The following is a 13,045-nucleotide window of genomic DNA, read 5'->3' on the forward strand; positions in this document are numbered from 1 at the left end:
GAGGCCACCATGCTATCCACCACAGCCTTTCTTACGCTGTCGATGCAGTGCGCCGCCAGCGTTCACCCGTCTACGGCACTTGATGTGGCACGTGTCGAATCCGGTTTGAGTCCGTATGCCATCGCCGAAATTCTGCCCGGTAGCAAAGCCGTGACTTCACATTTCCCCACCAGCAGGGATGAGGCCGTCAGTCTCACCGGACGGCTGGCGGCACGGGGCCGACGTTATTCGGTCGGGCTGATGCAAATCACCAGCACCAATTTCCGTCATTACGGCGTGACCGCCAGTGACCTTCTTGACCCATGTACCAACCTGTCCGTGTTTGAGCACATCCTCACCGACTGCTACCACCGCGGCGGTTCCCTCAAGCGTGCGCTCAGTTGCTACTACTCAGGAAATTTCACGACCGGCCAACAGCCGGAATCCGCGTTTAACCAGACCAGTTACATCCAGCGCATCGGCTACGCCGTACCGTCAACGCGGGAAGACCGGCAGCGACCTCCTGCCGAAAAGCTCGTGCCTGAAATCCATTACCCCACCGCCGTCATGCGTGGCGAGCTTACCGATAACGCCACGCCAGTTCTGACATCCCTGCGCTACCCCAACGCCGTGATACGCGGCGCGTTACCCATCCCCGGCCCCCAGGAGGAACAATGATGAAACGAAAACAGACTGACTGGCCCGTCCTCACTTGCCTGTTAATGGCAAGCCCGGTGCTGGCAGCAGACAGCGGGTTTAATAAAGCCAATGAGACGCTGAGCAACACCTCTACCGGCCTGCTCGGACTGGCCGCCGTCACCATCACGCTAGCCACCATGTGGGTGGGATACAAAGTCTTATTTGACGGCAAGAGCCTGCATGACATGCGCAACGTCATCATTGGCGCCATCCTTATCGTCGGTGCGTCAGGTTTCGGTGCCTACTGGGCGTCATAAGGGAGGCAACGATGGCTACGCTGAACAAAGCGCTGACGCGACCTGCCGCCATAGCCGGCATTCCCCTCGTGCCGTTCGTGATGGTCAGCGGGGCCATCGTCCTGCTGGCGGTCTATGTCAGCTATTACCTGATATTACTGCTTATTCCCGCCTGGCTGGAGATGAAGGCAAAGGCCAGAACCGATATTCACTATTTCGGCCTGCTCTGGCTGGCCTTTAAAACCCGTGGCCGGTTTGGCACCAATAAACATTTTGGTGCCAATGCCCTGCTGGCAAACCGATATGACGCCGTCGACGTCTCGGAGTTTATTGAAAAAATGAAGTTAAACGAGCACGTTACGCTGGATAAATACATTCCGTATTCCTCCCATCTTCACCCGCACGTCATCAGAAACCGCCAGGGTGATTTGGTTGCCAGCTGGGAGCTGGAGGGCACCATTTTTGATTGCGAGGATGAACATCACCTGACGTTAATGGCGACGCATCTCAATAATGTTATTCGTGCGTATGAAGGTCTGCCGGTCACTTTCTATCTTCACCGTATCCGGGAGAAATACCACGATGGCTTTGATGCGAATTCAGGTATTCCCTTTTCTGATGAAGTGACCCGGCGGTATTACCAGCCGATCAACGAAAAGCCGTTCTGGCGGCACCGGCTGTTTTTCACCGTCTGCTATGTGCCCTTCTCTCCGCTTGAGAAACAGGCCATGAAGGCGCAGCCATCGGGTAAACGCAAAGCGGCGCTGGATGATGCCCTGAAAGTAATGCTGGAACACCTGGAGGCGCTGGATTCGGCGCTGTCCCGCTATACGGCGACGCCGCTGGGGATGTATGAAGAAAACCGGCGGGTGTATTCCGCCCAACTGTCCTTTTATCACCGCCTGCTCACTGGCCAATGGCAAAAGGTGGCGGTCACGCGTGCACCATTTTACGAAACATTAAGCACGCCGGATGTCTTTTTTACCACCGACACCGCCGAGTGCCAGACGGTCAGCGGCTCCCGCTTTTTCCGCAGTCTGGAAATCAAAGATTATTCGCCGGAGACCGCGACCGGCCTGCTGGACGCGCTGCTGTATGCCGAAAGCGAGTATGTGCTGACGCAGTCCTTCACCTGCATGGCCCGCGATGAGGCGCAGAAGCATATTCGCCTAGCGGAAAAGCGCCTGACTTCGGCAGATGACGACGCCATTTCGCAGCGCGAAGAGCTGATTGTGTTGCGTGACCTGCTCCAGTCCGGGCATGTCTCCTGCGGAAAATACCACTTTTCCCTGCTGGTATCTTCAGACAGCCCCGAGCTGGTGGTGAAGGATGCCAACGCGCTGGCACAGCCTTTCGCCGACCTCGGCATCATGACGACGCTGTCCACGCTGTCGCTGCCCGCCGCGTACCTGGCGCAACTGCCGGGGGTGTATACGCTGCGCCCCCGTCTGGTGGCCGTCAGCAGCCAGAACTTTGCCGACCTGGCGAGCCTGCACAATTTTCATTCCCACAAGCGGAGCGGTAATCCCTGGGGCGATGCCATCGCCATCCTCAAATCACCGGGTGGTGGCGGGTATTACCTGAACCTGCACGACAGCCAGAGCGGGCGGGATGACTTCAACGAAAAAACGCCGGGTAATACGGCGATTATCGGGAAAACCGGCTCAGGGAAAACGATGCTGATGACCATGATGCAGCAACTGATGCAGAAGTACCGCAATCCGGCGACGTTCAGCGCCTCAGCCACAATCCAGCGGTTCACCACGGTGTATTTTGATAAGGACCGGGCGGCGGAGATGGCGATACGTCAGATGGGCGGGCGTTATTTTCGTATTCGCACCGGCGTGCCTACCGGTTTCAACCCGTTTTCGCTGGCCCCAACCCGGCGGAATATCAGCTTTATCAAACGGCTGGTACGCATGCTGTGCGGCCGCAACGGCAAGCCGCTCGATCCGCGCGATGAGGAGCGCATCAGTGCCGCCGTGGATACCATTATGCTCGACTACCCGCCGGAATACCGCAAATTCGGTATCACCCGGCTGCTGGAAGTCCTGCCGGAGCCACCAACCCCCGACGCCCGCATCAACGGGCTACGTATTCGCCTTAAACAGTGGGCGCAGGGCGGCGAGTTCGGCTGGGTATTTGACAATGAGGAGGACACCTTCAACATCAGCGACGTCGAAAATTTTGGTATCGACGGTACGGAATTTCTCGATGATGACGATGTTCGCGGCCCCATCACGTTTTATCTGCTGTACCGCGTCACCGGCCTGCTGGACGGTCGCCGGCTGGTGATGTTCATGGACGAGTTCTGGAAATGGCTGGCCGATGTCGAATTCTCCCGCTTCTCGCTCAATATGCTGAAAGTGATCCGCAAGCTGAACGGCATCTTCGTCCCCGCCACCCAGTCACCTGACGAAATCGTCAAGCACCCTATTGCCCCGGCGATTATCGAGCAGTGCAGTACGCAGATTTTTCTCGCCAACCCGAAGGCCAGCCGGGCGGATTACGTGGAAAAGATGAAAGTGCCGGAAAGCGTGTACGACATCGTCAGAAACCTCGATCCGGGTGAGCGCTACATGGTGGTTCTGAAAACGCCATTACGCGCAGGTGAAACCCGGCCTTTTGTGGCTGTGGCGAAAATGGATTTATCGGGCCTCGGGAAACTCACCAAAATGCTGAGCGGGAGCGAAGACAACCTGAAACTGTTCGACACCCTGTATCAGGAAGGTATGCAGCCTGATGACTGGAAAGCCGCCTTCCTTGAACAAGCCATGTAATATTCACGACGGAGGTAATGAAAATGCGGTTCAGAAAACTCATACTGGCATTCTCGCTGTTGATGTCCACCCAGGCGATGAGCGCCGGAATACCGGTATTCGACGCCGTACAGAATACCGAATCCATGAATCAGTGGATCCAGAAACTCCAGCAATGGCAGGAAACCGTCACCCATTACAGAAGTGAACTTGATGCCTACAAGCAGCAATTAGCCACGGCAACGGGCGTGCGGGACGTTCAGGCATTTCTCCGCGAGGCCAAAAGTCTGAAAACCGATATTGAAAATTTTCGTCAAAACGGTATTTCACTGGATGACCTGCTGAGCAACCAAAGCGGGTCATATTCGTCTGAACTGAATAGCTTGTATAACAAATATAAAACGTTCGATACCTGTAACCCGTCCAGCGCTTCACCACGCTATCTGGACAGCTGCAAACAGATGATCCTGAATCAGGCTGTAGTGATAGAAAATACGTCCGAGGTTGAAAACAAGATCACGGACACGCTCGACGATATATCAGATTTATCAGACCGTATTGCTAATGCGCAGGATACGAAAGAGTCGCAGGACCTGGCTAACGCCATCGCAGCCAAAAGCGTACAATTGAATGCGCTGACCAGCCAGTGGGAAATGTCAGTCAAACAGGCAGAGCAACGTTCCATTATGCTGACTCAGCAGCGGCAAAAGGCTTTCAATGAGCAGCAACTCGCCGCGCCTGTTCCTGATTTTAATGATTGAGAGGGCAAACATGAAAACATCAATTTTGTTGATTCCAATTATTTCAGGATTCTTATTACTGACAGGATGTGATAACCCGAAATCAACGCAATGGTATAAAGAACACCAGGATGAAATGAATATCCGATATAAGACGTGCGAATCATCCGGTGATGATTCCATGGATTGTAAAAACGCACGTGAGGCACGATTTGAACTCCGTCAGGGGAATGCAAAGGTTCCCGATTTAAATTAACGAGGTGACCTATGTCAGGTGGTATGTTTGTTGGAATGAACAACACTATCACTGGCGGTTTAAATGCCGTACTACAGGGACAAACTTCCGTGTACGGCAATATGATCAGTGTTATCGCCGTCAGTTCATTTACATTATTTATCACTTATCGTGGGTATCAGACTCTGGCAGGAAAACTTCAAACCCCGATAGAAGATGTCGTATGGGATGTCGGACGAATGTTGTTGATCATGACGTTCGTTTTAAATCTTGGCAGTTGGCTGGATTTAGCCATCTCAGCCATTAATGGATTAAAAGATGGTGTCAGCGGCGACGATAATGTCTGGGCATTGCTCGATACCGTATGGGAAAAAGCACAGGCAATCGGACAAAAACTTTATCAAAATGATGATTCCAACTATGTAAAACTTAACGGAGGGATTGCTGAAGTTCTGGTCTGGGGAGGCGCTATCGTTACCCTGCTATTCGGCTCGACCGTTAATCTTTTAGCCGAAATCACAATAGTATTAATGACCACTACCGCGCCGATTTTTATTTTCTGCCTGCTATATAGATTCCTAACCTCCATGTTCAATAACTGGTTGAAAACTATATTTACCGTTATTCTGACGATTATGTTTTCAGCATTATCAATCAGGATAGTGATTAATTATCTGAACGAAATATTGGATAAGGCGGTCAATTTCGCGGATAACGCCAATATCATCACGCTCGGCGTTCAGTGCTGTGTCGCCGGTGTTATTTCAGGCGTCATCATCTACTTCTCGGCAAAAGTTGCCAGCGCATTAGGCGGTGCCGCCGTGCAGGCCGTGTTACAGGGTGCAGTCATGAGCGGACTGAGCGGGCTGGCGAGCAAATCTGCCGACGTCGCCAGACCCGGCATAAAGGCCGGGGGCCGACTGACCGCCAAAGGTGGCATGGCAGCAGCCGCGACAACCGGCAGGTTCATTGCCGCAGGGGCGGGCAAAGCCGTGAACGCCTGGCAGAAACGTGCCACCGCCATCGAAAGCATGAAACGCCAGAATCAGCAGCGTCACCGTTAATCCTTCCGACCGCTAATTTCTTTTCCCCGTCACACCGTAACCTCTGCCAGCGGTGCGGCTTTCCTGCACTTATCCGATAAGAGGCTTCCATGAAATTCAGCATCTTGCTTCTGATGCTGTGCGCGCTTACGGGCTGCGCGCAGCATCAGAGCGACCTCCCGCCGGTGTCCGGCGATCCCCAGCCGGTGAATTCCCCCGCCATCATTCAGGAGCTGACTCACCATGTCTGATATTCAGCGCATCATTAATGTTTCCCGCTCTTTTGAATCCATCCTGCTGGAAAAGGAAGAGCGTTCCCGCAAAACCGCCTGGCGGGTGGCCGCTGCCGGGCTGATTCTGGCTGCACTGGCAATTACGGCCATGATTATTCTGCTGCCGCTGAAAACCACTGACATTGAATTGTGGTCGGTGGATAAACAGACCGGTCGATATGAGTATATGACCCGCATTAAAGAGCGGGATATTGCGTCTGAAAAAGCGCTGGCCCATTCACTGGCGGCACACTATGTCAGACTCCGCGAAGGGTATAATTATTTCTCCCTCCAGCGTGATTATGACGACGTACAGTTATTTAACAGTGACAGCGTGAACCGGGATTATCTGGACGGGTTTAACGGCGACCAGGCTCCGGACGTTATTTTTAATAAAGCCGAATATGTCGTCTATATCGACATTATTTCTAATGTGCATGCGCCTGCCACCGGGCCGGATAACCTGGCAACCCTGCGTATCAAGCGTACCCTTCGCCGTATTTCTGATAATTCAGTGAAAACGGACTTCTGGAATATCCGCCTGACTTATCGTTATGTCCCGCATCAGCAACTGACGGACAGTCAGCGTGAAGTGAACCCGCTGGGCTTTATCGTCACCAGCTACCAGCGCGATAAAGAACTGAGGAGCGAATGATGCTGAAAAACATCCTGCTCCTGGCGGGCTTACTGGCGTCATGCGCGACATGGAGCGCCGCCACCCCGCGCGGCAGCGCCTATGACAGCCGGATGCAGAACGTATCGTATAACAGCCAGAACGCCACCGTGGTGAATACCCGCCCTGGCTATGTCACCACGCTGCTGTTTGACGGCGATGAAGCTGTGATTGATGCGCAAGCGGGCTTTCCCAAAGGCTGGACGGTAACGAAAAGTGATAACCGGGTGGACGTCAGCCCGAATCCCATCACCCAGCCGGTGACGGACGCCAGCGGCAACAACGTCAGCCAGGTGTTCCTGCCCACGGCAAAGGACTGGAAGACCAACCTCTTCGTGGTGACCTCAAAGCGTGATTACAGCCTGGAGCTGAACGTGCTGGACCACGATTCCCCCGCGCAGGCGTTCGTTATCCGTTACCACTATCCGGCCGAGGTTCGCCAGCAATCCGCCGCCGCCAGCGCCGCACGTCAGACGCAGCAGCGGGAAAGACAGGAGAAGCAGCAGATAGCGGCGGCATTCGGACAGGCCAGCACGCCGCGCAACTGGCGCTACACCAAACGGGTCGCCGCCGGTTCGGCCACCATCGCACCGGATTTTGCCTGGGATGATGGTCGTTTTGCATATATCGGTTTTTCCCCCAGCAGAACCCTGCCTTCCGTTTTCCGGGTGGTTAACGGACAGGAGCAGGCAGTCACGCCCCGGACGGTTAAACAGGGTAACTACATCGTGATGGTAGTGCCGGCAGCGCCACAACTGGTGCTGCGTTACGGCACCTCGGTGGTGGGGATCGAAAACGACGGATTCGGGGGCATTCCGATAACCCGCAGCGACACTGTTTCACCGTCCGTTACGCTGGAGGCCAAATGACCGATAAACCTGTCCCGGATGAACCGGAAAAAACCACCGCAGAGCGGGAAGCGGAAGCCCGCGAACGCGCCCGTGCGGCAATGGCGTATCAGGAGCCGGAGCAAAGAACACCGCCCGGCCAGCCGGAAGTGACCCGTTTTCGTAAGGCATCCGGTCGCCGCACGCTGATCCTCAGCCTGCTGAGTCTGACGCTGGTGATCGCCCTGGCATCCGGCGGCGATCGTCTTTTCAGTGCATTGAAAGGGGGTAATGAGAAAGAAGCCGACACCGCGCCGCCGCCCTCTGCCGGGAAGACGCTGCATGAGCGTCAAAATCTGGGCATGGACAGTAACCCGTTTGGCCTGTTCGGGCCGCGCGCACAGGGCGGAACAGACCCTGCCCGCCAGGCCGCCACTCCCGCACCCACCCTGCCACCAGCCCTGAACAAGGCAGCCGCGCTGGCTGACGGAGTGAACAACGCCCGACCAATGCCGGGCGATAATGCACGCACGTCCCCGGGTGAAACGCGCAGCAACGCAGAAACGTCCGACAGTCGGTCATCATCCACAACGTACACATCCTGCCCGTCAGTACTGCCCCGAGGAAAGGATGGCCGCCTGCGCTGCCCGGAGACTGCCGCACCGGAAACGGGTAACAACGACAATCCGGGCGTCGCCCGTGTCACCGGCGTCAGACGACTGGGTCTCGATCCGGATCTCTATATCCCGGTGGACCGCTATATCCCGTGTTCGATGATGTGGCGCTTCGTGTCCGATGTCGGAGGGCATATTTCCTGCCTGGTCAGTGAAGATGTTTACAGCGCCAGCAACCATGTGACGCTGATCCCGGCGGGAACGGTCGCCCGTGGCATCTACCGCACCGGGGCGCTGCAACACGGACGTAGCCGGATGTTTGTGCTGTGGACGGAGCTGCGTACGCCTGAGCCCGGCAGCCTGCAAATCCCGCTAACTGATACGCAGGCCAGCGGCCCGCTCGGCGAGGCGGGGATCTCAGGCTGGATCGACAACCATTTCTGGGAGCGCTTCGGCAATGCCCTGATGCTCAGTACCGTGCAGGACGTGGCTGCGGCGGCGTCGGATGCTGCCCCGGGGAAAGACCGCAATACCGACTACACCGAAAACACCCGCGCCGCCACGGCGGAAATGGCGAAAACGACGCTGGACAACAGCATCAATATCCCGCCCACCCTGTACCTGAATCAGGGTGATGTCATCGGCATCATGACCGGCACCGATATTGATTTCTCATCCGTCTGGCAGCTGCGACTGAAAAAGAGGTGGTATGAACGCTGAAAACCTGTCGCTGGATTTTATGAAAAACCAGCTGTTTGGTGAGTTTATTGCGCAGGACGGCCTGACGGAAATTGCCGTTAACCGGCCGGGTGAACTGCATACCAAAATCCGGGGGAAATGGCGAAGACATGAAGCTCCGATTACGCTGCGCCAGTGTTACGCCTTTGCCAGAGCGCTGGCGTCGTGGCAGGACGATAATATCGACGACACCTCGCCGATCCTTTCCGCCACGCTTGAATCAGGCGAGCGCATTCAGGCCATTATTCCCCCGGCCTGTGAGCGCAATACCGTGTCTATTACGCTGCGCAAGCCCTCATTTGGGCAGAAAACGCATCAGTCATGGATTGATGCGGGATTTTATAACCGGGTGACCGGTAAGGAGCAAACGGAAGGCAAAGATGTTGAACTGACCCGCTATTACCAAGGGGGGGATATTTCCCGCTTTATGGAAAAGGCAGTGGAATACGGCAAGACGATTTTTATCGTCGGTGAAACCGGCTCCGGTAAAACCACCTATATGAAAACGCTGCTGCACTCTATTCCCCGGCACCTCAGGCTGACCACCATCGAGGATAATCCCGAAATCCGGTTCTATCACCACACCAATTATGTCCATCTCTTTTATCCGGCGGATGCCGGGGATAATGCCATTATCACGCCCGGCAGGCTGATACGCGCCAATTATCGTATGAACCCTGACCGGATATTACTGGCTGAAATTCGCGGTCGGGAAGCCTGGGATGCACTGAAAATCGTCGGTTCCGGGCATGAGGGATTAATGACTTCCCTGCATGCGGGCAGCCCGGAAGAATGTATTGAAGGGTTAATTGACCGCTGTTATGAAAATCCCGACTGCCAGAATATTCCTTTTGAGGTGCTGTTACGCAAGGTGCTTAAGAGCATTGATGTGATAGTCAGCATTGATATTCACGGTGACATACGCCGGATGAGTGATGTTTATTTTAAACCCCTTCATCTTAATGACATGAGAGGTGTATTCAGCAAAGGGATTCAGTAAATAAAATATCTAATTACGCAACCCTCGTTTAAATATGAAGGTGACCGAAATGAAAAAAGTAATATCCTTCGCATTATTACTCAGCGCTATGGCGTCATATTCAACCTCCGTCATGGCCGCTGACGCCTGTGAAGTGGTGTTATGCATGTACGGTAAAGCCACCGGGAACGGCGGCGGCAATGAATGCCATTCTGCTGAACGTGCATTCTTTAATATCGTGAAAAAGAACAAGCACGGTTTTCTGCCAGACCATACTGCCGATGCCAGAAAATCGTTTTTACTTGAGTGTGATTCGGCAGACCCGGCAATTATCAGCCAGATTATCAATAAATTTGGCCGCATGCGTGGTTAATTAACGGAGGTAGTCATCATGACAAAACCGGGTTTTATTCAGCATCCCTGGACACGTCAGCGCGGAGATTCCATTCGCGCAGCCTGTGTTATTGAGCACATTGAAAATGAGGCGATGCACGGATGCGGCCTTTATTATGAAATTTATCACTACCGGGTTGTCTGCCGGTTATTGCAGTTGATGCAAACGCTGAACGCCACCGACAGAATAACGCTGACACAAGAAGCTAACCTACGAGGATTTACGCTTGATGAAACCGGCATTAAAGAAAGTCGTCAGTGTTATTCCGACATCATCAGGGAAATCCGTGAGAGCCAATATTAATCCCTGCCTTAGTTTTATTCGCAGGTCTCCTATAGTGCCCAAATATTTCAGCCGACTCTTGCTTAAGGCGTGACGGTTTTCAGGTTTTTACGGCCCCACATTTTTCGCGAATTAAGGAGTGAAGAAATGCGGGCCGTAAAAATGAGGCAGCGGACAGAATTATTTTCGCGGGTTAAGGAGCGAAAATAGTTCAGGCGCCGTGCCTCACCGGCAAACAGCCGCGCCCACGCGGATTTTGCCGGCCGAGGGGAGCCGAATAAATTTCGCCGCCCCAGCGAGCGAAAAGCTGTCGCCCACGACAGCGGTTTATTTGGGGGGCATCGCCCCGCACACCGTCGCGGCTAAGTCTCCGGCCCAAAGCCGGTAGCGTGGCGCGACCACCCTCTTTAAAGGTCAGCTTCCCTTTTATTCCCGCTGCGAGGAACGAGCAAAGGGAAGAAAAAGGCGAAAGCGACCGTCTTAAAGGGGGTGGTCGCGCGTAGCGCGCGACGGTGTGCCGCCTTTGACCCTGGGGGTTTTGGCGCGGCGTCCAGCCACGACATTACCCCCATGTGACATGCAGTGAGAGCGTCCAGCCCGAGCGTAATGTCACACGCCGTTGCCCGTCATTCGTGCGTTTCAGGAGACTGACGACCACAGGTCGGCTGTTTTCTGAAAGCGCGGATCACGGGCATGAGCGTCGAAGACGTTCAGTGCTTTTCATCCTTTTATGGGCGTCATCAATAGGCGTCGCGTATGGGCGTGGTGTTTAACGTCCATCGGTGACGCCCATGTGATGCGCCCGTCACACCGAAATCAGACCGGAGATCACTGCAATGGGAACTCATCTGATGCAAAGGCTGAATGCCTTTTCGGATGCCTTTTCTGTTTTTCTGCTCTGGCTGCAACATAACCCGGTAATACTGTCCATATTTGCCGGGCTAACGCTGCCATTCATCTTTCATCTGCCACGTGAAGAAAGAAAAAATGCCCCCTTCTGGTTAAAATCGGTAGCGGGTGTATCCACCTTCTTTCTCATATTTGGCACCCTGTCACCGCTAACCATTCAGGGGCTGAGTTTTTTCTTTAAAGTACTCGACAATAACATTCTGCTCAGATTGTCACTCTGGGTACTGACTGTCGGATTTACGCTTGCAGGTCTGTCTTTTCATATTGCAACCCGAAGACTGATGACAGGTGAAATCGACAGTCTCAAACACCGGATGATTAAAAAAAGTAAACTGCAAAGGAATGTCAGAACGGATGTTCGTGAAGTCAGAGAAATGTTACCTGACAGCATTGCGTATAATCCGCTGGATTATATTGACCTGAATAACGGTATCTTTATCGGACTGGATAAAGACGACCAGCCGCAATATATCACCCCCGAAGAATTTCAAACTCAACACGCTGACCTTATCGGCACCACAGGTTCTGGTAAAGGCGTCAGTGCCTGTGTCCTACTTTATCAGGCAATACTTTCAGGTGAAGGCGTATTTGTCGAAGATCCCAAAAATGATGAGTGGGCACCACATGTTCTGCGGGAAGCCTGCCAGAAAGCAGGAAAACAATTTGTTCTTATTAACCTGAATGACCTTAATTTTCAGCTTGATTTACTGGCTGATATTTCTCATGAACAACTGGAGGAGCTGTTTAATGCCGGTTTCAGCCTAGGTAAAAAAGGCGAAGGTGCTGACTTTTACCGTATCGCCGATCGCCGCGCAGCCAGAAATACGGCAGCTATTTATGAAAAGGGAATGACGTTACGCGACTTATTTAATACTGACTTTGTGAAATCCCTCAGTGAAGATGTGCCTGCTTTTTATGGAGAGCTTGAGGAAATCGCATTAGTCAATTCCATTAACGCCCGGAACGGATTTTCCTTAAAGACCATTTTTGATGAAGGCGGATGCTGCTACATCATCGGCTCAATGCGTAACCAGAAAATCATATCGGCTCAGCGAATGATTTTAACCCGTCTGATTCAGATTGCCGAAACGCGTGACCGGATAAAAGGCAAACCTCGTCCTGTCGCTATTTTCCTTGATGAACTCAAGTATCACCTTTCCCGCCCTGCGCTTGAAGGACTTGGCGCAGCGAGGGACAAAGGTGTGCATATCATCATGGCCCACCAGTCAGTAAAAGATTTATATGACTGTCCGGCAGATCTGGAGGGTGATGCCGTTGCCGGTTCGGTGATTGAGAACTGCAAGTTTATGCTGGTTTATCGCCTTCGCGATCCGGACACCGCCGACTGGGTGGCAAGGATGACCGGCTCTATTCTGGTAGACGATGAAATGAGGAAAGTGAAAACGGATATCTCCCTTACGGAGAAAATAGAAACGGACAGGATGATCCGTCAGGCTGAACGATATTATATAGACAGCAATATGTTGCTTAACCTTCCCCAATTTGTTGGTTTTGTTTTTACCCAGAATGATCTGGCGAAGGCAACCAAACTATTCCACATACCGGCAAAAAAGAAATATATCGACCTGATTTCGTTTGAGCATACAAAAAACCTGCACACCAAAAAAGAAAGCCAGATCCACAAACCCTCCATTAACCTTTGAGG

General features: G+C 53.3%; 14 protein-coding genes. 13 read left to right on the forward strand and 1 reads right to left on the reverse strand.

The features are described from left to right. Positions 1-9 precede the first annotated feature (9 nt). From EVX52_RS09215 to EVX52_RS09240, 6 genes are read left to right on the forward strand one after another with little or no spacing between them, the layout of a single operon-like run. The gene (locus tag EVX52_RS09215) at positions 10-657 is read left to right on the forward strand and encodes a lytic transglycosylase domain-containing protein (protein WP_094898020.1); all 648 of its coding nucleotides are present in this window, start codon (positions 10-12) and stop codon (positions 655-657) included. Further along, positions 657-935, forward strand: coding sequence for a TrbC/VirB2 family protein (locus EVX52_RS09220; RefSeq protein ID WP_047611357.1), 279 nt, complete (start codon positions 657-659; stop codon positions 933-935). The genes EVX52_RS09215 and EVX52_RS09220 overlap by 1 nt, the downstream gene beginning before the upstream one ends. Before the next feature lie 11 nt (positions 936-946). Further along, complete coding sequence (locus EVX52_RS09225) at positions 947-3,694, forward strand: VirB3 family type IV secretion system protein (protein ID WP_094898019.1); 2,748 nt, start codon at positions 947-949, stop codon at positions 3,692-3,694. A 23-nt stretch (positions 3,695-3,717) separates the two neighbouring features. Beyond that, on the forward strand, positions 3,718-4,434 hold the full coding sequence (locus EVX52_RS09230; RefSeq protein ID WP_049264912.1) for a type IV secretion system protein: 717 nt from the start codon (positions 3,718-3,720) through the stop codon (positions 4,432-4,434). 10 nt (positions 4,435-4,444) lie between these two features. Next, a complete protein-coding gene (locus EVX52_RS09235) occupies positions 4,445-4,669 on the forward strand; it encodes an EexN family lipoprotein (RefSeq protein ID WP_071823624.1) in 225 nt (74 codons plus the stop codon). 11 nt (positions 4,670-4,680) lie between these two features. Continuing rightward, positions 4,681-5,712 (forward strand): type IV secretion system protein, encoded by a 1,032-nt coding sequence (locus EVX52_RS09240; RefSeq protein ID WP_094898018.1) that lies wholly within the window; start codon positions 4,681-4,683, stop codon positions 5,710-5,712. A 29-nt stretch (positions 5,713-5,741) separates the two neighbouring features. On the opposite strand, the gene EVX52_RS25290 is transcribed toward EVX52_RS09240, so the two are convergent. Continuing rightward, positions 5,742-5,936 carry a hypothetical protein gene (locus EVX52_RS25290; protein WP_165385174.1) on the reverse strand — a complete coding sequence of 65 codons (195 nt, stop codon included), beginning with the start codon at positions 5,934-5,936 and terminating at the stop codon, positions 5,742-5,744. On the opposite strand from EVX52_RS25290, the gene EVX52_RS09245 reads away from it, so the two are divergent. The 7 genes from EVX52_RS09245 to EVX52_RS09275 all read left to right on the forward strand — a co-directional run bounded on the left by EVX52_RS09245 (position 5,935) and on the right by EVX52_RS09275 (position 13,043). Then, positions 5,935-6,618 (forward strand): virB8 family protein, encoded by a 684-nt coding sequence (locus EVX52_RS09245; RefSeq protein WP_049264838.1) that lies wholly within the window; start codon positions 5,935-5,937, stop codon positions 6,616-6,618. The two genes, EVX52_RS25290 and EVX52_RS09245, sit on opposite strands and share 2 nt — an antisense overlap. Then, a complete protein-coding gene (gene virB9 / locus EVX52_RS09250; RefSeq protein WP_049264837.1) occupies positions 6,618-7,505 on the forward strand; it encodes a P-type conjugative transfer protein VirB9 in 888 nt (295 codons plus the stop codon). The genes EVX52_RS09245 and virB9 overlap by 1 nt, the downstream gene beginning before the upstream one ends. Next, entirely contained in the window at positions 7,502-8,797 is a 1,296-nt protein-coding gene (gene virB10 / locus EVX52_RS09255; RefSeq protein ID WP_094898017.1) for a VirB10/TraB/TrbI family type IV secretion system protein, read from the forward strand. The genes virB9 and virB10 overlap by 4 nt, the downstream gene beginning before the upstream one ends. Continuing rightward, positions 8,787-9,815 (forward strand): P-type DNA transfer ATPase VirB11, encoded by a 1,029-nt coding sequence (virB11, locus tag EVX52_RS09260; RefSeq protein ID WP_094898016.1) that lies wholly within the window; start codon positions 8,787-8,789, stop codon positions 9,813-9,815. The genes virB10 and virB11 overlap by 11 nt, the downstream gene beginning before the upstream one ends. Positions 9,816-9,864: 49 nt before the next feature. Beyond that, positions 9,865-10,167, forward strand: a complete 303-nt coding sequence (locus EVX52_RS09265) for a TrbM/KikA/MpfK family conjugal transfer protein (RefSeq protein WP_094898015.1) — start codon at positions 9,865-9,867, stop codon at positions 10,165-10,167. An 18-nt stretch (positions 10,168-10,185) separates the two neighbouring features. Further along, positions 10,186-10,491: a hypothetical protein gene (locus EVX52_RS09270; protein ID WP_094898014.1), complete on the forward strand. Its 306-nt coding sequence runs from the start codon at positions 10,186-10,188 to the stop codon at positions 10,489-10,491. A gap of 815 nt (positions 10,492-11,306) precedes the next feature. Continuing rightward, positions 11,307-13,043, forward strand: a complete 1,737-nt coding sequence (locus tag EVX52_RS09275; protein ID WP_129991141.1) for a type IV secretory system conjugative DNA transfer family protein — start codon at positions 11,307-11,309, stop codon at positions 13,041-13,043. The last annotated feature ends 2 nt before the right edge of the window (positions 13,044-13,045 follow it).

Source organism: Rahnella sp. CFA14(1/10) (genome assembly GCF_004195095.1).
Taxonomy (GTDB): domain Bacteria; phylum Pseudomonadota; class Gammaproteobacteria; order Enterobacterales; family Enterobacteriaceae; genus Rahnella; species Rahnella perminowiae.

Bases quoted from the DNA above. Each gene is read 5' to 3' on its own strand.
- virB9 (WP_049264837.1), top strand. From the start codon at position 6,618: ATGCTGAAAAACATCCTGCTCCTGGCGGGCTTACTGGCGTCATGCGCG.
- virB10 (WP_094898017.1), top strand. From the start codon at position 7,502: ATGACCGATAAACCTGTCCCGGATGAACCGGAAAAAACCACCGCAGAG.
- EVX52_RS25290 (WP_165385174.1), bottom strand. From the start codon at position 5,936: ATGGTGAGTCAGCTCCTGAATGATGGCGGGGGAATTCACCGGCTGGGG.
- virB11 (WP_094898016.1), top strand. From the start codon at position 8,787: ATGAACGCTGAAAACCTGTCGCTGGATTTTATGAAAAACCAGCTGTTT.
- EVX52_RS09215 (WP_094898020.1), top strand. From the start codon at position 10: ATGCTATCCACCACAGCCTTTCTTACGCTGTCGATGCAGTGCGCCGCC.
- EVX52_RS09240 (WP_094898018.1), top strand. From the start codon at position 4,681: ATGTCAGGTGGTATGTTTGTTGGAATGAACAACACTATCACTGGCGGT.
- EVX52_RS09220 (WP_047611357.1), top strand. From the start codon at position 657: ATGAAACGAAAACAGACTGACTGGCCCGTCCTCACTTGCCTGTTAATG.
- EVX52_RS09270 (WP_094898014.1), top strand. From the start codon at position 10,186: ATGACAAAACCGGGTTTTATTCAGCATCCCTGGACACGTCAGCGCGGA.
- EVX52_RS09225 (WP_094898019.1), top strand. From the start codon at position 947: ATGGCTACGCTGAACAAAGCGCTGACGCGACCTGCCGCCATAGCCGGC.
- EVX52_RS09230 (WP_049264912.1), top strand. From the start codon at position 3,718: ATGCGGTTCAGAAAACTCATACTGGCATTCTCGCTGTTGATGTCCACC.
- EVX52_RS09265 (WP_094898015.1), top strand. From the start codon at position 9,865: ATGAAAAAAGTAATATCCTTCGCATTATTACTCAGCGCTATGGCGTCA.
- EVX52_RS09275 (WP_129991141.1), top strand. From the start codon at position 11,307: ATGGGAACTCATCTGATGCAAAGGCTGAATGCCTTTTCGGATGCCTTT.
- EVX52_RS09245 (WP_049264838.1), top strand. From the start codon at position 5,935: ATGTCTGATATTCAGCGCATCATTAATGTTTCCCGCTCTTTTGAATCC.
- EVX52_RS09235 (WP_071823624.1), top strand. From the start codon at position 4,445: ATGAAAACATCAATTTTGTTGATTCCAATTATTTCAGGATTCTTATTA.